Source organism: Haloleucobacter ellipsoideus, assembly GCF_052491725.1.
The window spans coordinates 389,938-409,157 of the sequence record NZ_JBQWAR010000017.1 but is presented as its reverse complement, the minus strand read 5'-3'; the positions used below and the strand labels follow the sequence as shown (position 1 = coordinate 409,157).

General features: G+C 63.1%; 20 protein-coding genes. 13 read left to right on the top strand and 7 right to left on the bottom strand.

Annotated features, from left to right (window positions below; all coding sequences use genetic code 11):
* The first annotated feature begins 187 nt into the window (after positions 1-187).
* The 4 genes from ACT6QG_RS07185 (at position 188) to ACT6QG_RS07170 (ending at position 4,208) form a co-directional block, all read left to right on the top strand.
* Positions 188-1,657, top strand: a complete 1,470-nt coding sequence (locus tag ACT6QG_RS07185) for an MFS transporter (protein ID WP_444976873.1) — start codon at positions 188-190, stop codon at positions 1,655-1,657.
* 98 nt (positions 1,658-1,755) lie between these two features.
* A complete protein-coding gene (locus ACT6QG_RS07180; protein WP_444976872.1) occupies positions 1,756-2,454 on the top strand; it encodes an SH3 domain-containing protein in 699 nt (232 codons plus the stop codon).
* 146 nt (positions 2,455-2,600) lie between these two features.
* Positions 2,601-3,521, top strand: a complete 921-nt coding sequence (trxA, locus tag ACT6QG_RS07175; RefSeq protein WP_444976871.1) for a thioredoxin — start codon at positions 2,601-2,603, stop codon at positions 3,519-3,521.
* A gap of 12 nt (positions 3,522-3,533) precedes the next feature.
* The gene (locus tag ACT6QG_RS07170; protein WP_444976870.1) at positions 3,534-4,208 is read left to right on the top strand and encodes an LON peptidase substrate-binding domain-containing protein; all 675 of its coding nucleotides are present in this window, start codon (positions 3,534-3,536) and stop codon (positions 4,206-4,208) included.
* 10 nt (positions 4,209-4,218) lie between these two features.
* On the opposite strand, the gene ACT6QG_RS07165 is transcribed toward ACT6QG_RS07170, so the two are convergent.
* Positions 4,219-4,581: a hypothetical protein gene (locus ACT6QG_RS07165; RefSeq protein ID WP_444976869.1), complete on the bottom strand. Its 363-nt coding sequence runs from the start codon at positions 4,579-4,581 to the stop codon at positions 4,219-4,221.
* 41 nt (positions 4,582-4,622) lie between these two features.
* Here ACT6QG_RS07165 and ACT6QG_RS07160 point away from each other — a divergent pair, with 41 nt between their 5' ends.
* Both ACT6QG_RS07160 and rpoH read left to right on the top strand, forming a co-directional pair.
* Positions 4,623-5,687: an RluA family pseudouridine synthase gene (locus ACT6QG_RS07160; protein ID WP_444976868.1), complete on the top strand. Its 1,065-nt coding sequence runs from the start codon at positions 4,623-4,625 to the stop codon at positions 5,685-5,687.
* A 145-nt stretch (positions 5,688-5,832) separates the two neighbouring features.
* Positions 5,833-6,735 (top strand): RNA polymerase sigma factor RpoH, encoded by a 903-nt coding sequence (rpoH, locus tag ACT6QG_RS07155; protein WP_444976867.1) that lies wholly within the window; start codon positions 5,833-5,835, stop codon positions 6,733-6,735.
* 221 nt (positions 6,736-6,956) lie between these two features.
* Here the strand turns inward: rpoH and ACT6QG_RS07150 are convergent, their stop codons facing one another.
* From ACT6QG_RS07150 to ACT6QG_RS07135, 4 genes are all read right to left on the bottom strand, one after another.
* Positions 6,957-7,421: a DUF1178 family protein gene (locus ACT6QG_RS07150; protein WP_444976866.1), complete on the bottom strand. Its 465-nt coding sequence runs from the start codon at positions 7,419-7,421 to the stop codon at positions 6,957-6,959.
* Entirely contained in the window at positions 7,418-8,311 is an 894-nt protein-coding gene (locus ACT6QG_RS07145; RefSeq protein ID WP_444976865.1) for a carbon-nitrogen hydrolase family protein, read from the bottom strand. The genes ACT6QG_RS07150 and ACT6QG_RS07145 overlap by 4 nt, the downstream gene beginning before the upstream one ends.
* Before the next feature lie 188 nt (positions 8,312-8,499).
* Positions 8,500-8,757, bottom strand: coding sequence for a glutaredoxin 3 (gene grxC, locus ACT6QG_RS07140; RefSeq protein ID WP_444976864.1), 258 nt, complete (start codon positions 8,755-8,757; stop codon positions 8,500-8,502).
* 84 nt (positions 8,758-8,841) lie between these two features.
* Entirely contained in the window at positions 8,842-9,801 is a 960-nt protein-coding gene (locus tag ACT6QG_RS07135) for a ComF family protein (RefSeq protein ID WP_444976863.1), read from the bottom strand.
* 104 nt (positions 9,802-9,905) lie between these two features.
* Here ACT6QG_RS07135 and ACT6QG_RS07130 point away from each other — a divergent pair, with 104 nt between their 5' ends.
* Positions 9,906-10,955 (top strand): MaoC family dehydratase, encoded by a 1,050-nt coding sequence (locus ACT6QG_RS07130; protein WP_444976862.1) that lies wholly within the window; start codon positions 9,906-9,908, stop codon positions 10,953-10,955.
* A 33-nt stretch (positions 10,956-10,988) separates the two neighbouring features.
* On the opposite strand, the gene ACT6QG_RS07125 is transcribed toward ACT6QG_RS07130, so the two are convergent.
* A complete protein-coding gene (locus tag ACT6QG_RS07125; RefSeq protein ID WP_444976861.1) occupies positions 10,989-12,089 on the bottom strand; it encodes a CE1 family esterase in 1,101 nt (366 codons plus the stop codon).
* A 329-nt stretch (positions 12,090-12,418) separates the two neighbouring features.
* Between ACT6QG_RS07125 and ACT6QG_RS07120 the strand changes: the two genes are divergently transcribed.
* The 5 genes from ACT6QG_RS07120 to ACT6QG_RS07100 all read left to right on the top strand — a co-directional run bounded on the left by ACT6QG_RS07120 (position 12,419) and on the right by ACT6QG_RS07100 (position 16,994).
* Positions 12,419-13,105 carry an OmpW/AlkL family protein gene (locus ACT6QG_RS07120; protein WP_444976860.1) on the top strand — a complete coding sequence of 229 codons (687 nt, stop codon included), beginning with the start codon at positions 12,419-12,421 and terminating at the stop codon, positions 13,103-13,105.
* Between the two features lie 364 nt (positions 13,106-13,469).
* Entirely contained in the window at positions 13,470-13,871 is a 402-nt protein-coding gene (sdhC, locus tag ACT6QG_RS07115) for a succinate dehydrogenase, cytochrome b556 subunit (RefSeq protein WP_444976859.1), read from the top strand.
* Between the two features lie 10 nt (positions 13,872-13,881).
* The gene (gene sdhD, locus ACT6QG_RS07110) at positions 13,882-14,280 is read left to right on the top strand and encodes a succinate dehydrogenase, hydrophobic membrane anchor protein (RefSeq protein ID WP_444976858.1); all 399 of its coding nucleotides are present in this window, start codon (positions 13,882-13,884) and stop codon (positions 14,278-14,280) included.
* Positions 14,281-14,284: 4 nt separating this feature from the next.
* The gene (gene sdhA / locus ACT6QG_RS07105) at positions 14,285-16,117 is read left to right on the top strand and encodes a succinate dehydrogenase flavoprotein subunit (protein ID WP_444976857.1); all 1,833 of its coding nucleotides are present in this window, start codon (positions 14,285-14,287) and stop codon (positions 16,115-16,117) included.
* 91 nt (positions 16,118-16,208) lie between these two features.
* Positions 16,209-16,994: a succinate dehydrogenase iron-sulfur subunit gene (locus tag ACT6QG_RS07100; protein ID WP_444976856.1), complete on the top strand. Its 786-nt coding sequence runs from the start codon at positions 16,209-16,211 to the stop codon at positions 16,992-16,994.
* A 98-nt stretch (positions 16,995-17,092) separates the two neighbouring features.
* On the opposite strand, the gene ACT6QG_RS07095 is transcribed toward ACT6QG_RS07100, so the two are convergent.
* Positions 17,093-18,118, bottom strand: coding sequence for a patatin-like phospholipase family protein (locus ACT6QG_RS07095; protein ID WP_444976855.1), 1,026 nt, complete (start codon positions 18,116-18,118; stop codon positions 17,093-17,095).
* A gap of 203 nt (positions 18,119-18,321) precedes the next feature.
* On the opposite strand from ACT6QG_RS07095, the gene ACT6QG_RS07090 reads away from it, so the two are divergent.
* Entirely contained in the window at positions 18,322-19,197 is an 876-nt protein-coding gene (locus tag ACT6QG_RS07090) for an alpha/beta fold hydrolase (protein WP_444976854.1), read from the top strand.
* Positions 19,198-19,220 lie beyond the last annotated feature (23 nt).

Sequence of the window (19,220 nt, the reverse complement as noted above, 5' to 3'; positions counted from 1 at the left end):
GCCCCGCCCAGGGCTTCCGCAAAGCCCGGCGGTACAATACGGATGAGGGTGGCACGGATCATGGGAAGCATGTGACAGCCAATGCCGTTTCCGTCAAATGGCAGTGACATGAATCACCGTTGGGATCGTCACCTGCCCTTCACGCGGCGGTGCTTCTCTCCTGCCGGAACCGCTTGTGTGGGGCGATATGAACAAGAGTGCCGTGCAGGACAAGGAACAGGGGCGGTCCGTTCAGGACTATATCGATGAAACCCCGGTCTGGCGCGATGGCACCCATGTGCCCTTCACCCCCATGACACGGATGCAGTGGCGGATCTGGGGGCTGGCGGCGGCGGGCAAGTTCTTTGAAGGGCTGGTGGTGTTCATCACCGGCGTGGCGCTGCCGCTCATTTCGCGCGAATTCTCCCTGAATGCGATACAGCACGGCATGGTGGGGGCAGCCAGCCTTGCCGGCATTCTGGTGGGCGCCTTCTTTCTGGGCTCCCTGTCCGACAGGTTCGGACGCAAGAGCATGTTCATTCTGGAAATGATGCTCTTCATCGTTTTTCTGGTGCTGCTGTCCTTCAGCCCCTCCTTTTTCTGGCTGGTGCTGTTCCTGTTCGGCGTCGGCGTGGCGCTGGGGTGTGACTATCCCACCGCGCATCTGGTGATTTCAGAAAGCATCCCCTCCTCCACCCGCGGCCGGCTGGTCATCTCGGCCTTTGGCTTTCAGGCGGCGGGCGCGCTGGCCGGCACCGTGCTGGGCTATGTCATTCTGGCCGCTTTCCCGGAGGTGACCGCCTGGCGCTACATGTATGCGGTGGTGGTGCTGCCGGCCTTCATCGTCACGCTCGGGCGTTTCACGGTAACGGAAAGCGCATCCTGGCTGATGGCGCACGGGCGCGAAAAGGAGGCGGAGAAGGAAGTCTCAAGACTGCTGGAGCGCAACCCGCCCTACCCCACCCGGATCCGGCTGAAGGGCCGCCAGAAGAAGCTCACCAGGGCGGACAGGCATCCGCTCGCCCTGTTCAATGCCCGCAACCGCCGCTCCACCATTCTGGCCAGCATCCCCTGGTTTCTTCAGGATCTGAGCACCTATGGCATCGGCATCTTCACGCCGACCATTCTGGCCGCCACCCTTGGCCATGCCGCCACCCATGCCACCTCCATCACCAGTCTGGTCGCCGATGACATTGCGGCGGCCAAGGGCGCGGCGCTGATCGACCTGCTGCTGGTGGCCGGCGTGCTCTGTGCCGTGCTGCTCACCGACAAGGTCGGGCGTATTCCCTTGCAGATCGTCGGCTTCATCGGCTGCGCCGCGGGGCTCCTCATCAGCGCCATGTCCGGCCATGCCAGCGCCCACATGCAGGTTCCGCTGATCTTCATCGGCTTCATGCTGTTCAACTTCATGACCAATCTTGGCCCCAACGCCCAAACCTATCTGCTCGCGGGCGAGGTGTTCCCTGTTCATATCCGGGCGCGCGGGGCGGGTTTTGCGGCAGGCTTTGCCAAGATCGGGGCGGTGCTCACCGCCTTTCTCTTTCCCATTGTGCTGCATGCGCTGGGCACCCAGGCCCTGCTGTTCCTGCTGATCGGGGCCTCCCTGCTGGGGGCGCTCATCACCTGGCTGTTCCGGGTGGAGACCACAGGCACCAGTCTGGATGACATTGATCCATGAAGGCGCCCCGGCGCTGGCCTCCTGCCTCACATTGGCTGGATTCCTAAGCTTTTCCTGCGCACAAGAGCGAACCATCCGCTGGCACAGGGAGAAGAAAGATGAGCAGTGTTTTCGCCGGGGCCCTGTATCGCGCCATCCACCTCCCCGCAGTGCGGCCCGGCATGCTGGCCCTGTGCGCCGCCGCCATGCTCGCAGTGTCCGCCAGCCCGGGTGCGGCTGAAACCGCTGCCCCTGCCCCCACCCCGGACATGCCGGATGTCAGCCGCCGCCAGATGGTGATCAATGTCGCCAAGGATGATGTGCTGAATGTGCGGGCGCAGCCGGATGCCTCCGCCGAGATCATCACCACCCTTCCCCCCTATAGCCGCAACGTCATCATCGCCGGCACCCGGCACGAATCAGGCAAGGAAATCTGGTGGCAGGTGGTGACACCGGCTGGCACCGGCTGGGTGAATGCACGCTATCTGGCCCCCGATGAACCCTCGGACACCAGCTTCCCGGTGCGCTGCACCGGCACCGAGCCCTTCTGGAACATCACCACGGCCAATGGCGAGGCGCAGTTTTCCACACCTGACAGCCAGAGCGAATGGACCGCCGGCCAGATGGAATGGGCACGCGGCTCGATGAATGCCTTCATCATCCGCCTGAAAAAGGGGGATGCACCGGGCCAGATCACGGCTTTCCGTACCGGAAACGCCTGTTCTGACGGCATGAGCGACACCGCCTTCCCCTTCCATGGGGTGCTCACGGGGCCGGATGGCAGCGTCTATTCCGGCTGTTGCCAGCGCGGCGGATAGGGGCTGCATGCCATCTTCCGGTGGGATGCGCCCTGCTGCCTGTTCGCCTTTTGCATAAAGGTGATTATGGTGTCGTGAAAGCTGTCGCAATCCCGGCAGGCATGCCCATATCCGCTGCAACCAGATCACCCAGAGGACCAGAGCACATGCTGTTCAACCAGCCGGGCGCCAATGGCGCAGGACCCAATGGTGCAGGCGCTGAACCCGTCATTGACGTGACCACCGAGAACTTCATGAAGGAAGTTCTTGAGGAATCACGCACCCGCCCCGTTTTGGTGGATTTCTGGGCCCCCTGGTGCGGCCCCTGCAAGACCCTTGGCCCGGTGCTGGAGAAGGTTGTTGCCGCCACCAAAGGCAAGGTGCGCATGGTGAAGATGAACATTGACGAGCAACCGGCCATTGCCGGCCAGCTCGGCATCAAGTCCATCCCCACCGTCTATGCCTTCGTGAACGGCCAGCCGGTTGATGGCTTCATGGGCGCCCTGCCGGAAGGGCAGATCAAGTCGTTCGTGGATCGTCTCACGGGTGGGGATGCCGGCGACAATCTGGCCGAGGTGCTCGAATCCGGCGAGGCGGCGCTGGCAGAGGGGGATCTGGCTGGCGCAGCCGAGGTGTTCGCCGCCGTTCTCGAGGTGGAGCCGGACAATCTGGCCGCCCTTTCGGGCCTTGTCCGCACGCAGGTTCAGGCCGGCGCGCTGGAGGAGGCGCGGGGCATTCTCGCCTCGGTTCCGGCAGACAGGCAGAATGACAGCGCCATCGGCGCGGCCCGCGCGGCGCTGGAACTGGCCGAGCAGGCGGCCTCCCTTGGCGATGTGAATGCGCTGGCCGCCGGTGTGGACCAGAACCCGCAGGACCATCAGGCCCGCTATGACCTCGCCATCGCGCTCAATGCCCATGGCAAGCGCGAGGAGGCCCTCAACCACCTGCTCCATATCGTGCAGCATGACCGCGACTGGAATGAAGATGCCGCGCGCAAGCAAATCATCCAGTTCTTCGAGGCCTGGGGCTCGGCAGATCCGCTGACCCAGTCCGGCCGGCGCAAGCTTTCGGCGATCCTGTTCGCCTGAGGACATAATTCAGTGGCATCCAACCGTACCTATCTGTCACCGGCGGATGTTCCGCCGGTGATTCCCGTTTTCCCCCTTTCGGGCGCATTGCTGCTGCCACGGGCAGAACTGCCGCTGAATATTTTCGAGCCGCGTTACCTGCAAATGGTGGATGATGCCCTCAGCGGGGCACGCCTCATCGGCATCGTGCAGCCGGATGAGACCGCGCCCGAGGTGTCCGAAGGCCCGGCCGTGTTCAGGGTCGGCTGTCTTGGCCGCCTGACCCAGTTCCGCGAGACGGAGAACGGGCGCTACCACATCCATCTCACCGGCATTTGCCGCTTCCGCATTCTGGAGGAGGTGGACGGGCATACGGCCTATCGCCAGTTCCGGGTCGAGACCGCGCCTTATGAGGCAGACTTCCAGCCCGGTGCGGAACAGGAAGCGGAAGTGGACCGCCCCGCCCTGTTCAAGGCACTGGCCGCCTTTCTGGAGGCCAACCAGCTTGAGGCGGACTGGGAGGGCATCCAGCAGGCCGGCACCGAGACGCTGGTCAATGCGCTCTCCGTGATGTCACCCTATGGCACGCTGGAAAAGCAGGCATTGCTGGAGGCTGAAACCCTCAAGGCACGGGCAGACATGCTGGTGGCCATCACCCAGATGATGCTCGCGCGCATGCCGGGTGATGGGGAAGGCTCACTGCAATAGCCCCGCGCGCTCAGCGCACGCCTTCCGGCTGGGTGGCGAAGCGCAGCGTGGCCCCGGGGGCCAGGGTGCGCACATCAAAGGTGCGCACCTCAAGCGCGCCGGAAACATCCAGCGTCACAACCAGCACATCGCCGGAAACGGCGGTGGACACCACCTTGGCTCCCGCCGGCAGCATCGCCGTGACCTGCCCTGTGCCGATTGGCTGGGGCTTGAGCATGCGGTAGCTGATGACACCGAGAACCGCGATGATCCCCACGAACATGATGACCATGGAAACGGAGGAAAAGCGGCGGAACTTGTTGAGAACCTGCTGCTGCTCCGGGGTCAGGGGCGCTTCGGGGGCCTCATCTGCAGGGTTGGGGCGCATGATCATGAACGGGCCGGTGCTCCGGTGAACGACGAACGGAAGAACTGATGACCGAAGGCACCGGTGAAGACACCTCCGAGGACTGGACCGGGGATATGGCGGAAACTCAGGCCGCTCCCTCCTCCCGCCTCACCATCACGACCGGCGCGGATGACGCCGGCCAGCGGCTGGACCGCGTGCTTGCGCGCCATGCGCCAGACCTCAGCCGCACCCGTATCCAGCGCCTTGTGGCGGATGGGCAGGTGCAGCTCGGCGGGCGTGTGGTAGTGGACGCAGCCGGGCGGGTCAATGCCGGGGATGTCTACAGCATCGCCCTGCCGGAGCCGGAGGCCGCGGAACCGGCCGCCGAAAACATCCCCCTTTCCATTGCTTATGAGGATGATGACCTCATCGTCATCGACAAGCCGGCGGGCATGGTGGTGCATCCGGCGCCCGGCCATTCCTCCGGCACGCTGGTGAACGCCCTGCTGCACCATTGCGGCGACAGCCTCTCCGGCATTGGCGGGGTGCGGCGGCCGGGTATCGTGCACCGCATCGACAAGGATACCTCCGGCCTGCTGGTGGTGGCCAAGCATGACAAGGCCCATCAGGGGCTGGCGGCCCAGTTCGCCGACCATGGCCGCACCGGGCCGCTGGAGCGCGCCTATCTGGCCTTTGTATGGGGCGTGCCCCGCCCGCGCGGCAGTGTGAACGCGCCGATCGACCGCCACCCCACCCATCGCCAGAAAATGGCGGTGCGCCAGAGCGGTCGTGAAGCCATCACCCACTGGCAGCTTCTGGAAACCTATGCCGGAGCGGATGGCGAACCGCTCGCCAGCCTTGTGGAATGCCAGCTGGAGACCGGGCGCACACACCAGATTCGCGTCCATATGGCCCATATCGGGCACCCCTTGCTGGGTGATGAGGTCTATGGGCAGGGCTTCCGCACCAAGGCCGCCCGCCTGCCGGAGGAAGCCCGCACCCTGCTGGAGGGGCTGAAACGGCAGGCGCTGCATGCCGCACGCCTCGGCTTTGCCCATCCTGTCAGTGAGCAGCATCTGGCTTTCGACAGTGATCTGCCGGAGGAACTGGAAGCGCTTCACGCCGTTCTTTCCGGTGCAGGAGAGGCATGAGCGGCACGCCCATGTGCCACACATTCCGGGTGAGGCCATAACTGTGCCCTTTTCCACTTCTCCTATATGATGAGTGCAGCAACAGGCGATTGCGGTTGCGAGTCTGGTTGCCCATCATGGGGGCCGGAAAAACAGGAGACCATCCATGGCGCAGGCCAAGAGCGTGCCCGTTCCCTCTCCAGAAGGTGGACTGACGCGGTATCTCGAGGAGATCCGCAAATTCCCCATGCTGGCGCCGGACGAGGAATACATGCTCGCCAAGAGCTGGCGCGAGCATGGAGACAGGGATGCCGCCCACAAGCTGGTGACCAGCCATCTGCGGCTGGTGGCCAAGATCGCCATGGGCTATCGCGGCTATGGCCTGCCGATTGCCGAGGTGATCTCCGAGGGCAATGTGGGCCTGATGCAGGCGGTGAAGCGGTTCGAGCCGGACAAGGGCTTCCGCCTCGCCACCTATGCCATGTGGTGGATCCGCGCTTCCATTCAGGAATATATCCTGCGCTCCTGGAGCCTTGTGAAAATGGGCACCACGGCGGCGCAGAAGAAGCTTTTCTTCAATCTGCGCAAGGCCAAGAGCCAGATCTCCGCGCTGGATGACGGGGATCTGCGCCCCGATCAGGTGCAGCAGATCGCCACCAAGCTCGGCGTTTCGGAGCAGGATGTGGTGGACATGAACCGCCGCCTCTCCGGTGACGCCTCTCTCAATGCGCCCCTGCGCGAGGATTCCGAGGGTGGGGAGTGGCAGGACTGGCTGGTTGACGATCAGGTCAACCAGGAGGACCGCTTCGCCGAGAATGAGGAGCTGGACAACCGCCGGGCTGCCCTTGCCGGCGCGCTGGGCGTGCTGAATGAACGCGAGCGCCGCATCTTCGAGGCCCGCCGCCTGAGCGATGAGCCGGTGACGCTGGAGGAGCTGGCCAGCGAATTTGGAGTCTCGCGCGAGCGGGTGCGCCAGATTGAGGTGCGGGCGTTTGAAAAGGTGCAGAAGGCGGTGGTGGAGCGCCTTCACGAGGTCGAATCCCCCCCGCGGGAAGCTGCCGCCCTCTAATCAGCCCCGTCGCCTGTGCACGACCCCTGCCTGGATCTTCAGGAAAGGGAGCGGCCTGAGAGGAAGCGCATCATCCGGCAGCGCCAGATCCCGGAAGGTACTGGCGTGCAGCGCTCCTGCCCGTTGGGCGAGGCCCTGCCGGGAAGACATTGGCAGAAAGACATTGGCGGCAGAAAGACATTGGCCGGGAAGACCTTGCTGAGGGGTGCGTCGCACGCGCCTCAGTTGCGCTCATCCGGCAGGATCGGAAGGGGGAAGACCTCGATGTCATCCTCATGCAGCGCACTCACATCTTCCGGCGTCGCCTCGCCATAGATGGAGCGCTGCTCTTCCTCACCCTCATGCATGCGCCGAGCAATGCGGGCGAAATCATCGCCCACATAATCCGCATTCTGCACCACATGCTCGCGCACCCGGCGCATCAGTTCGCGCAATTCCTGCGCCGGACCGGACAGCAGCGGCTCGGCCTCAGGCACGGCCGGCGGCGGGGCGGGCTCATCCATAACACGCACTGCCCCGTCCGTGCGGGCGACAGCCGGGGCCATGATGGCTTTTTCCACCTGTGTGGAGCCGCAGTGCGGGCATGCGATGAAGCCGCGGGCGCGCTGGTCCTCATAGCTGGAAGAGGATGGGAACCAGCTTTCAAAGGCATGGCCTGCCGCACAGTGCAGCGCATAGCGGATCACGTGCTCTCCCCCACCAGATGCAGGCGGCTCTCCAGCGCCAGCCCCTCCACCTCGAAGCGGCGGCCATGGGAGAGGGAGGGAATGCGCCGCCGGGCAGCTTCCACCGCGCCAAGATCCAGATCGGCGATCAGGATGCCGGGCTCCGTTCCCCCTTCGGCCAGAATCCGGCCCCATGGGTCCACCACCAGGGAGTGACCATAGGTCTCGCGGCCATTTTCATGCAGCCCGCCCTGGGCCGCGGCCAGCACGAATGCGCCATTCTCGATCGCGCGGGCGCGCAGCAGCACATGCCAGTGCGCCTCTCCTGTCGGACGGGTAAAGGCGGCCGGCACGGTGAGCACCTGCGCACCAGCTTCCGCCAGCGCCCGGAACAGGGCCGGGAAACGCAGGTCATAGCAGATGGACAGCCCGAACCTGATCCCGTCCACCTCGCCCAGAACGGCGCGGTCTCCCGGCGTATAGGCGGCGGATTCATTGTAGGTTTCGCCATTGCCCAGATCGACATTGAACATGTGGATCTTGTCATACCGGGCGGCGATGGCTCCATCCGGGGTGATGAGGAAGGCGCGGTTCACGGCCCGGTTCTCGCTCACCTTCAGGCCCAGAGAGCCGATATGCAGGTGGATGCGCAGATCCCGCGCCAGCTCGCGCAGGGCGGCGAGGGTCTTGTCCTGCCCTTCCTCAACAATGGCCTCGAACAGGGCGGCGCGGCCATGCTCGATGATATTGGTCATTTCCGGGGTCTGGACATAGCGCGCACCAGCCTGTGCAGCTTCACGGACAAGAGCGCGGGTGACATCCAGATTGGCGGCAACATCACGGCCCGTGCGCATCTGCACCAGTCCGACACGAAGCGGAGCAGGTGTTCCGGTTTGTTCTGGAGATGTCATCTGCTTGGCTCCCGCCTGTCGCCGGCGCGCCTGCCCCGGAAGGACATGGCGGCCCGCTGTTCCGAAATGGCCTTGCAGGCATTGTGCCTGACATGGGCACAGATGGAAATCGGCTGGTGCAGGTGCCCGTCTGCACCACCTGTCCCCCGTCCGCCAGACCCGCCGGCCCGGCGCACCGGCCGGAAGACCTAGCCGTTGACCAGCGCGTCCAGCTTCCCGCTCTGGTCGAGCGCGTAGAGATCGTCACAGCCTCCCACATGGGTTTCGCCGATGAAGATCTGCGGCACGGTTTTGCGCCCGCCGGAAAGCCGCACCATTTCCTTCTGGCCTTCAGAATCCATGGTCACGTCGATTTCCGTGAAGGTCCAGCCCTTGCGGCGCAGCAATTCCTTCGCGGAGTGGCAGTAGGGGCAAAAGTTCTTGGTATAGATGACAATAGGTTTCATGGAGCCGGATTACACCGCTGTATGAGGCAAGGAACGGGTCGTCATGAAAGTGACGTAACATAACGGATTGTCAAAATCGACACGTCAGAAGGCACCTGTCATATCGGTTTCATCAACATATGGATCATCCACGCGGGCGAAGGTCAGCACATCCACCCGCGCCGCGCCGGCCTGCCGCAGAAGGGCGGCGCAGGCATCCAGTGTCGCCCCCGTTGTGTAGACATCATCCACCAGCAGAACCCTGCGCCCGCGCACATCCAGCTCCCCCGCGCGGGCAAGGGCGAAGGCTCCGGCCACATTTGCCCGGCGCTGCATCCGGTCCAGCCGGGTCTGTGAGGGCGTGCGGCGCACACGGTGGAGAATATCCATGCGGACCGGCAGATCCTGCCCCATCCGCGCCCTGCCCTTTTGCAGATGCCGCGCCAGCAAGGCGGCCTGGTTGAAGCGCCGCCGCCACATGCGCACCATATGCAGGGGCACGGGCACGATCATGTCCGCCTCCGCCAGCAGGCCATGGCCCGCCTGCGCCATCATCCGCGCCATGATGGCGGCCAGATCCAGCCTGTCCGCATATTTCAGCCCGTGCACCAGCTTGCGCGCCACATCATTGAACATCACGGCGGCACGGGCGCGGTCAAAAGCCGGGGGATCGACCACCGCTGCCCGCGTGAGGGCGGGCTGATCCTCCGCACCGCCTTCCACCCGGCGCAAGGGCGCACCGGTGCGGACGCACAAGGGCGGCGTGATGAAATGCAAGTGCCGCCAGCACTGCGGGCACAGTCCCCCGTCATCCCCCACCACCTGCCCGCAGGCGGCGCAGGTGGGCGGCAAGGCAAGCCCCAGCAGGCCGCGCCCCCATGCGCGCAGCATCACACCCGAAGCCCTTGCCGCCTGAAAGCTGTGGACGCGCACCCCGCGCGCCGCAACCGGAGCGGTTTCGGCAGCCTGCCCCACCAGACGCCACTCTGCCTCGTCCACGCCCACTCCTTCGCTCCAGACATCCGGCCCCGCCTGATGCTCCGGTTTCTTACGCCACCCTGTCATGCCGCTCCAGACGCGGCTTTCGGTTATGTTGCATGGCACCCTGCCCCTCTGCCAACATGCGGCACACAGGCCGGAATGGCGTGCAGGGCTTTTGGGGAGAAACGATGAGCAAGACCAACAAGGGCAATTTTTTCGAGGACTTCACCGTTGGCCAGGTGATCCGCCATGCCACGCCGCGCACGGTGACGGTTGGAGACACCAGCCTTTACAGCGCCCTTTACGGCTCGCGCTTTGCCGTGCAATCGGCAGACAGCTTCGCCCAGGCCATCGGCTATCCCCGCGCGCCGGTGGATGACCTGCTGGTCTTTCACACGGTTTTCGGCAAGACCGTGCCGGATATTTCGCTCAATGCCATCGCCAATCTTGGCTATGCGGGCGGACGCTTCCTCGCCCCTGTCTATCCCGGCGATTCGCTGACGGCGGTCTCGAAGGTCATCGGCCTGCGCGAGAATTCCAGCGGCACCAGTGGCGTGGTCTATGTGCGCTCCACCGGTTTCAACCAGGATGGCGTGGAGGTTCTGGACTATGTGCGCTGGGTGATGGTGCGCAAGGGAGATGTGAATGCCCCCACACCCGAGCCGGTCATCCCCACCCTGCCCTCGGCCCTTGCCCCGGATGCACTGGGCGATGCCGTGCCGCTGCTCGATATCGAGAACTGGCGCGATGATCTCTCCGGTTCCACCGCCCGCTTCGGCGATTATCAGGTGGGTGAGCGGATCGACCATGTGGATGGCATGACGGTGGAAGAGGCCGAGCACATGCTCGCCACCCGCCTCTACCAGAACACAGCAAAGGTGCATTTCAACCAGTTTACCGAAGGACAGGGCCGCTTCGGCCGGCGCCTCATCTATGGCGGCCACGTCATCTCGCTGGCCCGCGCCCTCTCCTTCAACGGTCTGGCCAATGCCTTCCATGTTGCGGCCATCAATGGCGGGCGGCATGTGGCGCCCCTGTTTGCCGGCAACACCGTGTTTGCATGGAGCGAGGTGCTGGATGCCCAGCCGCTGGCCGGACGTGAGGATGTCGGCGCGCTGCGCCTGAGAACAATCGCCACCAAGGACCAGCCGACAGACGGCTTCCCGTCCCGGGATGGTGATGACTATGACCCGAGCGTGATCCTCGATCTCGACTACTGGGTTCTCATCCCCCGCTGATCCGCATGGCGGCATGCCCCGTGCGTGCCGCCATCACCACAGGGTGGTGCGCGCGGCCCCGTCCTGATCCACGGGGCTCAAGGCTTCCGGCTGCGCGCCTGTCTCGGGCGCTGCGGGTGCATAGGCTGAAGGGGCGGAGGGCGCGGGCATCTGCTGCGCCGGTGCGGCAGGCTTGCGGCCCGGCTTGCGGTTGCGCGTCTCAGCAACCCGGCCCCCGGGCAGCGAGAAGGCGGACATGAAGCGCCAGGCTTCATCTGCCGCATCAATATCGCGATTGCGCAGCCCCAGAAATGTCGCCCCGATGGGCGAGGCCGTTTCCACCCGGGCGGGGGACTGGTGTCCGCCCCGCTCAACCGTCAGAAAGCGCACGGCGCTGCCATTGCGGCAATTGCTCCACTTCTGCTCGGTGACAGAGGTGCCATCCCATTTGTCCAGATCCGGCAAGGCCCGCTCCTGCGGCGCGCCGCAGCCATTGAGGCCGGCAAACAGGGCCGCGCTGTCCGGTGCGGAAAGAGTCGCGCCAAGAGGGGTCCAGAAGCCGTCATAGGCGATGACCGTATCCGCCGTGCCATGGATGAACATGACAGGCACCGGGCGCGAAGGCTTGCATTCCTCCCGGTAATTGGCCGGCGCCGTGGCCATGATGACCGTGTATGCGGCAAACACATGGGGAAACTCACAGGCCATGCGCTCCACCATGAAGCCGCCATTGGAAATGCCCGCCAGATAGATCCGCGAGGGATCGGCCACCCCTTCCTTCACCAGCTGATGCGCCAGAGAGACAAGAAACGGCACATCATCTCCCGGCCTCAGCACCGCCTTCAGCCGCATGGCGGCGGGGCGACCGTCATTCCATACACGCCCCTCGCCCTGCGGATAGACGGCGATGAAATCATTGGCCTTGGCGGCGGCATCCAGCCCGAAATAGTCGCGGAAGCCTTCCTTGCTTTGCCCCGCTCCATGCAGCGCGATGACCACCGGGCGCGGGCCGCTCACCCCCTCGGGCTTCACGACGATATAGGAGCGGGCCTCCTTCCCCACTTCCAGAACATGCTCGCTGGCCTCCAGCCCTTGCGCGCGCGCTGCCACCGGGCCGAAGAAAAGCCCGGGTGAAAGCCCCAGCAAAAGCAGCATGACACCTGTGGTCCAGCTCCTCAGGTGCGCGACAGAGCGCATCTGGCATGTATTTGCAAGTTGCCGGACACGTGCCGAAACCCGGAATGCTGTACTCGACATAAGTCTGAATTCCCGCCGAACCCAAGGAAAATCATCAAAAGAAATCATGCTGATGAATCCCGTCATCCAGACAAGAGGAATATGGCGAGCCTGCGGCGCCACTGTGGCAGTCAAGCAACAGGGATGCCACCTTCAAGTTAAGAATTGATTCATATCAACCTCAACGACATGACATGGCGCGAAACCAGCGTTACATCGGGAATCATACACTTTGCGGAGTTCGGGGCATGAAGAAGTTTGGTTTGAGCGCCATTGTTGCGGCTGGTCTGGGCGCTCTCGTCGCGGGGAACGCGACAGCAGCGGATCTGAAGGCTGCACCGGCCTACAAGGCCCCAGTGGTGGAAGCTCCCCAGAGCCCCTGGCAGATCCGTGTGCGTGCGCTTGGTGTGGTCGTGCAGGACAAGGGTCACGTGACCGGCATTCCCGGCTCGGACCTGAAGTATGATGACTCGGTCATCCCCGAGCTCGACATCACCTACTACTTCACCAACAATTTCGCGGCCGAACTTATCCTCGGCACCACCCGTTCCAACGTGAACGGCGCGGGCACGATCAGCGATCTCGGCAAGATCGGTCGCACCTGGATCCTGCCGCCGACCCTGACCCTGCAGTATCACTTCACCAATTTCGGCGCGTTCAAGCCTTATGTCGGCGCGGGTGTGAACTACACCTTCTTCTACAGCCAGAAGGCGAACAACCCCACGGTTGACCTGAAGATCAAGGACAGCTGGGGCTTCGCCCTGCAGGCCGGCTTCGACTACATGATCGACCGCCACTGGGGTATCAACTTCGACGTCAAGAAGCTCTTCCTGGAGCCGAAGTTTGATGCCGTCGTTGCCGGCGTCGGCGCTGTCAGCGGCCGCGCGGACCTGAACCCCTGGCTGATCGGTGGCGGTGTCACCTACCGCTTCTGATCTCCTGATGATCTGATCTGACCTCAGAACAGCGCCGGACTTCCGGCGCTGTTTTTTTATGCGCCTGGCGAGAATCAGTGCATTTGCGACATCCGAGGCGGGAATCAGGCCGCCAGTCGCCCTTCCCAACGGCATGCTTGCGAAATATGCACCCGAGGCGCATTGTGCAGTGCCGTTGCAATGGCTTGAGAGAAATCGCCACATGCGCCACAGCGCGCATGTTGACGCAACGTCATGAAGCTGAATCTGCGCCCAATTGCAAAATTGTTACATTTTACGCATGAAAACGCAGTTTTCTCCTTTGGAATTGTTGCGAACTGGACACGGTTGGGATACCTGATCGATCAATTTTAGGAGGAGGCTCATGGCCGACAGCCCTTCGCGCGTCTCGCGCCCCCTTTCGCCTCATTTACAGATCTATCGTCCCCTGTTCACGATGGTCATGTCCATCGTCCATCGTATTACGGGGATAGCACTATACTTTGGTATGGTTCTGTTTGTGTGGTGGCTGCTTGCCGCTGCCTCCACCGTATCTGCGTTCGATACTTTCAGCTCGCTCGCGGGCTCCATCATCGGCATGCTGGTTCTCTTCGGCTTTACATGGGCCATGATCCATCACGCCCTGGGTGGCATCCGCCATTTCATCTGGGACTTCATTCACGGCTTCGGCCCGAATGAGCGTGTCCTGATGGCCAAGCTGACCCTTGCCGGCTCCATCATTCTCACAATCGCGGTCTGGGCCATTGGCCTTGGCCTGAAGGGTTGAGGAGTTCGCGATGAGCAATCCTACCCATACCCCCATGCGCACCCCTCTTGGTCGCGTGCGTGGCCTTGGCGCCTCCGGTTCCGGCACCGAGCACTTCTTCCTGCAGCGGGCGACCGGCCTTGCCAACCTGCTGCTCATGGTGGCCTTCATCTTCATCGTCATCCGCCTGGCCGGTGCCGGCTATGCGGAAACGCGTGAATTCATTGGCCAGCCGCTGGTGAGCATTGTCCTCCTGCTCACACTGGTCTCGGTCTGCACCCATATGCGTCTCGGCATGCAGGTGGTGATCGAAGATTATGTGCACACGGAGGGGCTGAAGGTGCTTCTCATCATCCTGAACACCTTCTTCACCACCATCATTGCCCTTGCCGGCGCCTTCGCCGTGCTCAAGATCAGCCTGGGAGGCTGATGATATGGCCGATACCGCAAACGCAACCGCTGCACCCTCCAAGCTCGGCGCGGCCTACCCCATCGAAGACCACACCTATGACGTGCTGGTGGTCGGTGCTGGTGGCGCAGGTCTGCGCGCCGTGGTGGGCTGCTCGGAGGCGGGCCTGCGCACCGCCTGTATCACCAAGGTGTTCCCCACCCGCTCCCACACTGTCGCCGCACAGGGCGGCGTTGCCGCCTCGCTCGGCAATATGGGCGACGACAAGTGGGAATGGCACATGTACGACACCGTCAAGGGGTCGGACTGGCTGGGTGATCAGGACGCCATTGAATATCTGGTGCGGAACGCGCCTGCCGCCGTCTATGAGCTGGAACACTGGGGCGTGCCCTTCTCCCGCACGGAAGACGGCAAGATCTACCAGCGCCCCTTCGGCGGCATGACGACTCACTTCGGCAAGGGCACCGCCCAGCGCACCTGCGCCGCGGCGGACCGTACCGGCCACGCCATGCTGCACACGCTCTATGGCGCGGCGCTCAAGCACAAGGCCGAGTTCTTCGTCGAATATTTCGCCATCGACCTGATCATGGATGATCAGGGCAAGTGCCGTGGCGTTATCGCGCTGAAGCTTGATGATGGCACCCTGCACCGCTTCCGCGCGCACCTCACCGTGCTGGCGACTGGCGGATACGGCCGCGCCTACTTCTCCGCCACCTCCGCCCACACCTGCACGGGTGATGGCGGCGGCATGGTGCTGCGCGCCGGCCTGCCCCTGCAGGACATGGAATTCGTGCAGTTCCACCCCACCGGCATCTATGGCTCGGGCTGCCTCATCACCGAGGGTGCCCGTGGCGAGGGCGGCTATCTCACCAACTCGGAGGGGGAGCGCTTCATGGAGCGCTATGCGCCTTCCGCGAAGGACCTTGCCTCCCGTGACGTGGTTTCGCGTTCCATCACCATGGAAATTCGCGAAGGGCGCGGCGTTGGCAAGAACAAGGACCACGCCTTCCTGCATCTGGACCATCTGGATCCGGCCATTCTCCACGAACGCCTGCCCGGCATTTCGGAGAGCGCGAAGATCTTCGCCGGCGTTGACCTGACCCGTGAGCCGATCCCGATCATCCCCACCGTGCACTATAATATGGGTGGCATTCCCACCAATTATTTCGGTGAGGTTCTCGACAAGCGCGCCGACAATCCGGACACCGTGGTGCCCGGCCTGATGGCAATTGGTGAGGCCGCCTGCGTTTCGGTCCATGGCGCGAACCGCCTTGGCTCGAACTCGCTGATCGACCTTGTGGTGTTCGGCCGCGCTGCCGGTCTGCGGGCTGCCGAGCTGGTGAAGCCCGGCCAGAAGCATGAGCCACTGCCGGAGAACAGCGCTGAACTGGCGCTCTCCCGCCTCGACAGGTTCCGCTACGCCAAGGGCGGCACCCCGACCGCTGAGCTGCGCCTGAACATGCAGAAGGTGATGCAGAACAACTGCGCCGTCTTCCGTACCGGTGAAGTGCTCGAGGAAGGCCGCAAGCTCATCCATGAAGTGTTCGACAGCGCCAGCGATATTGGCGTGACGGATCGCGGACTGGTGTGGAACTCCGATCTCATGGAGACGATGGAGTTCGACAATCTGATCGGCCAGGCCGTTGTCACCATGGAAAGTGCGGCCAACCGCAAGGAAAGCCGTGGCGCCCACGCCCGTGAGGACTTCCCGGATCGCGATGACGTGAACTGGATGAAGCACACACTGGCGTATCTTGATACGGCGACAGGTCAGGTCCGGCTCGATGACCGGCCGGTGCATACCTACACCCTGTCTGACGATATCCAGTACATTGAGCCGCGTGCGCGCGTGTACTGAGCATTCCCATTGACCGCGCGCTGCACAAGCGCGCGGTCATGGCCAGAATTCCTGCGGGCGGCCTCCGCTCCAGCGTTTCAGGATCTCACCCATGGCTGAGCTCTCTCTTCCCAAGAATTCCCAGGTCACGGCCGGCAAGGTTTGGCCCAAGCCGAACAATGCCAAGAAGCTGACGGAGTTCCGCATCTATCGCTGGAACCCGGATGATGGCCGCAATCCGCGTATCGACACCTATTATGTGGATCGCGAAGACTGCGGCCCCATGGTTCTCGATGGGCTGATCTGGATCAAGAACAAGATCGACCCCACCCTCACCTTCCGCCGCTCCTGCCGTGAGGGCGTTTGCGGTTCGTGCGCCATGAACATTGGCGGCACCAACACGCTGGCCTGCACCAAGGGCATGGACGAGGTGCTGGTGAAGGGCTCAGTGAACATCTATCCCCTGCCGCACATGCCGGTGGTGAAGGATCTGGTGCCGGACCTCACCCGTTTCTATGCGCAGCATGCCTCCATCGAGCCCTGGCTCCAGACGGACAGCGCCGCGCCCGAGAAGGAATGGCGTCAGTCCAAGGAAGACCGCGAAAAGCTCGATGGTCTTTATGAGTGCATTCTGTGCGCCTGCTGCTCCACCTCCTGCCCCAGCTACTGGTGGAATGGCGACCGCTATCTCGGCCCCGCCGCACTCCTTCAGGCCACACGCTGGCTGAAGGACAGCCGCGACGAGCGCACCGGTGACCGTCTCGACAATCTGGAAGATCCCTTCCGTCTCTATCGCTGCCACACCATCATGAACTGCGCTCAGGCCTGCCCGAAGAGCCTGAACCCGGCCAAGGCCATTGCCGAGGTCAAGAAGATGATGGTTGAGCGTCGCATCTGACTGCCGATCGCACAAAAAAGGCGCCCTCCGGGGCGCCTTTTTCATTCTGGCTAAAGGGAGAATGCGGGCAAATCTTTGCGCAACCTCCCCATACAGACCTACAGCTCTCCCAGAAGCTGTTCAAAGCCGATGCTGCTGGCCTTGCCCAGCTCCGCACCATGATCGGCAAGGAAGAGGTCAGCGGCCTTGCGTCCCTCCGCCTTCAGCATGGAGAGAAACTCCCACTCGGCATTCAGCTTGGATGAGAAATCCAGACCATTCATCACCGGGTTGCGCACCACATGAATGCGCATGCGCGCCCAGGCACCGGCCTCATTATTCTCGCCCGCACCACCCGCCGCCTTTTGCAGCAGGTCGATCATATAAAGCTCCTTCACCAGCACGGCATTGAAGGAGACCTCATTCAGGCGGTTGAGAATTTCCGTGGGCGTACGCGGCGTTCCCCGCCGCTCCAGCGGGTTCACCGGCACCAGAATGGTATCGTCGGATTTCAGCTCGGTCACCAGCGGGGTCAGGGTCGGATTGCCGGAATAACCGCCATCCCAGTAAGGGTCCCCGTCAATCTCCACCGCCTGGAACAGCGCCGGTATGCAGGCGGAGGCCATAAGCACGGCCGGTGTGATTTCATGATTGCGGAAAATGCGCGGACGACCGGTGCGCACATTGGTCGCTGTCAGGAAAAGCTTGATCGGCGAGGTCCGCAGCCGGTCAAAGTCGATCTGCCGGTCCAGAATCGGTGCAAGGGAGTTCTGCCCCATCGGATTATACTGATAGGGGGAATACATCCGGGTCATGAAATCCATGAACAGATAGCCCGGTGACTGGTCCAGCGACCAGTTTCCCATCATCCGCTCCAGCGGCGAACGCTGGAAGGGGCTGAAACGGGCCGCCTCGCAGACATGCAGCCAGTAGCTGTCCAGCGCCTTGCGCGCCCCTTCCCGTCCGCCGGCCACATAGCCATCGGCCAAGACAGCCGCATTCATGGCGCCGGCAGATGTGCCGCATACACCTTCAATTTCAAGCCATGATTCTTCGAGCAGGCGGTCCAGCACACCCCAGGTGAAGGCGCCATGCGAGCCTCCTCCCTGAAGGGCAAGGTTCACCAGCACAGTCTCGCGTTTCATTTTCAGCCTTTCAGAGTATCCCGGCCTGATATTGCATTACAGCATTCTATTGCACTGCACAAATGAACAGAAGCCCCATCTGGCGGCATGAAGGTGGACTTCAATTCCCCGGGGCGGATAAGCTGCGCCACCAAATCAGTCGTTTCTCTGGCGTGCTGGCGACAGCCGCATTCCACATTCCTCACCAGAGGCAGAGGCAGAGCATGAACCGGGTGAAAGTAAACGGGCTCGAATTTGCCTGGCGCGAATGGGGAGAAGGGCAAACGGTTGTTCTGTTCATTCATGGCAATCTGGCCAGCAAGGAATGGATCTCGCTTGCCGCCCCCCATTTTCCCCGCGGCGTGCGCACCATAGCCGTGGACTGGCGCGGCTGCGGCGACAGCGACAAGCCCGCCCCCCTGCCCGATTTTTCCAACTATTCCATTACGCGCCATGCCGATGACATGCTCGGCCTGCTGGATGCGCTGGGCATATCCTTCTGCCATCTGGCCACCCACTCCACCGGCGGCATCATTTCCACGCGCATGCTGCTGAAGCAGCCGGAGCGCTTTGGCCGCGTGTTCTCCCTTTCACCCGTCGCCCCGCAAAGCTTCATCTTCCCACCCGACAAGGCAGCCTTCTTTGGCCAGATGAAGATGAACAAGGCGCTGACCCGGCAGGTGATGGCCCACACCGCGCCCAGCCTGTTCCAGCCGCAAAGCCTGCAAAGCGGCAATGCCCTCTTCAAGCCCGATCTCGGCCCGCGCGCCCGCCTGTTCGATACCATTGTCGATCAGGCTTTCGCGGTGTCGGACGGCATCTGGTTCGGCACTCCCTATGCCATCACGCAGGAGGCGCGCAGCGGCTTTCTGAAATCCCGCATGGGAGGGATCCACCACCCGCATCTGGTGGTGTGGGGCATGATGGATGTGATCATTCAGGAAGCCTCCTTGCAGGAGATGGTTCGCCTCATGCCGCACTGCCGCCTCGTGACGGTTCCAGGCATCGGCCACTCGATGAATCTTGAAGCCCCGCAACTCTATGCCGACTATTTTTCGGGATGGATCCGGGATGCGCTTCCCGAGCACAGCCGGCCGTGACACCGCAGACCACCGCGCCATCT

Excerpts from the sequence above, each read along its gene's own strand:
- ACT6QG_RS07185 (WP_444976873.1), top strand. The coding sequence starts at position 188 with ATGAACAAGAGTGCCGTGCAGGACAAGGAACAGGGGCGGTCCGTTCAG.
- ACT6QG_RS07180 (WP_444976872.1), top strand. The coding sequence starts at position 1,756 with ATGAGCAGTGTTTTCGCCGGGGCCCTGTATCGCGCCATCCACCTCCCC.
- trxA (WP_444976871.1), top strand. The coding sequence starts at position 2,601 with ATGCTGTTCAACCAGCCGGGCGCCAATGGCGCAGGACCCAATGGTGCA.
- ACT6QG_RS07165 (WP_444976869.1), bottom strand. The coding sequence starts at position 4,581 with ATGATCATGCGCCCCAACCCTGCAGATGAGGCCCCCGAAGCGCCCCTG.
- ACT6QG_RS07160 (WP_444976868.1), top strand. The coding sequence starts at position 4,623 with ATGACCGAAGGCACCGGTGAAGACACCTCCGAGGACTGGACCGGGGAT.
- rpoH (WP_444976867.1), top strand. The coding sequence starts at position 5,833 with ATGGCGCAGGCCAAGAGCGTGCCCGTTCCCTCTCCAGAAGGTGGACTG.
- ACT6QG_RS07145 (WP_444976865.1), bottom strand. The coding sequence starts at position 8,311 with ATGACATCTCCAGAACAAACCGGAACACCTGCTCCGCTTCGTGTCGGA.
- grxC (WP_444976864.1), bottom strand. The coding sequence starts at position 8,757 with ATGAAACCTATTGTCATCTATACCAAGAACTTTTGCCCCTACTGCCAC.
- ACT6QG_RS07135 (WP_444976863.1), bottom strand. The coding sequence starts at position 9,801 with ATGACAGGGTGGCGTAAGAAACCGGAGCATCAGGCGGGGCCGGATGTC.
- ACT6QG_RS07130 (WP_444976862.1), top strand. The coding sequence starts at position 9,906 with ATGAGCAAGACCAACAAGGGCAATTTTTTCGAGGACTTCACCGTTGGC.
- ACT6QG_RS07125 (WP_444976861.1), bottom strand. The coding sequence starts at position 12,089 with ATGCTGCTTTTGCTGGGGCTTTCACCCGGGCTTTTCTTCGGCCCGGTG.
- ACT6QG_RS07120 (WP_444976860.1), top strand. The coding sequence starts at position 12,419 with ATGAAGAAGTTTGGTTTGAGCGCCATTGTTGCGGCTGGTCTGGGCGCT.
- sdhC (WP_444976859.1), top strand. The coding sequence starts at position 13,470 with ATGGCCGACAGCCCTTCGCGCGTCTCGCGCCCCCTTTCGCCTCATTTA.
- sdhD (WP_444976858.1), top strand. The coding sequence starts at position 13,882 with ATGAGCAATCCTACCCATACCCCCATGCGCACCCCTCTTGGTCGCGTG.
- sdhA (WP_444976857.1), top strand. The coding sequence starts at position 14,285 with ATGGCCGATACCGCAAACGCAACCGCTGCACCCTCCAAGCTCGGCGCG.
- ACT6QG_RS07100 (WP_444976856.1), top strand. The coding sequence starts at position 16,209 with ATGGCTGAGCTCTCTCTTCCCAAGAATTCCCAGGTCACGGCCGGCAAG.
- ACT6QG_RS07095 (WP_444976855.1), bottom strand. The coding sequence starts at position 18,118 with ATGAAACGCGAGACTGTGCTGGTGAACCTTGCCCTTCAGGGAGGAGGC.
- ACT6QG_RS07090 (WP_444976854.1), top strand. The coding sequence starts at position 18,322 with ATGAACCGGGTGAAAGTAAACGGGCTCGAATTTGCCTGGCGCGAATGG.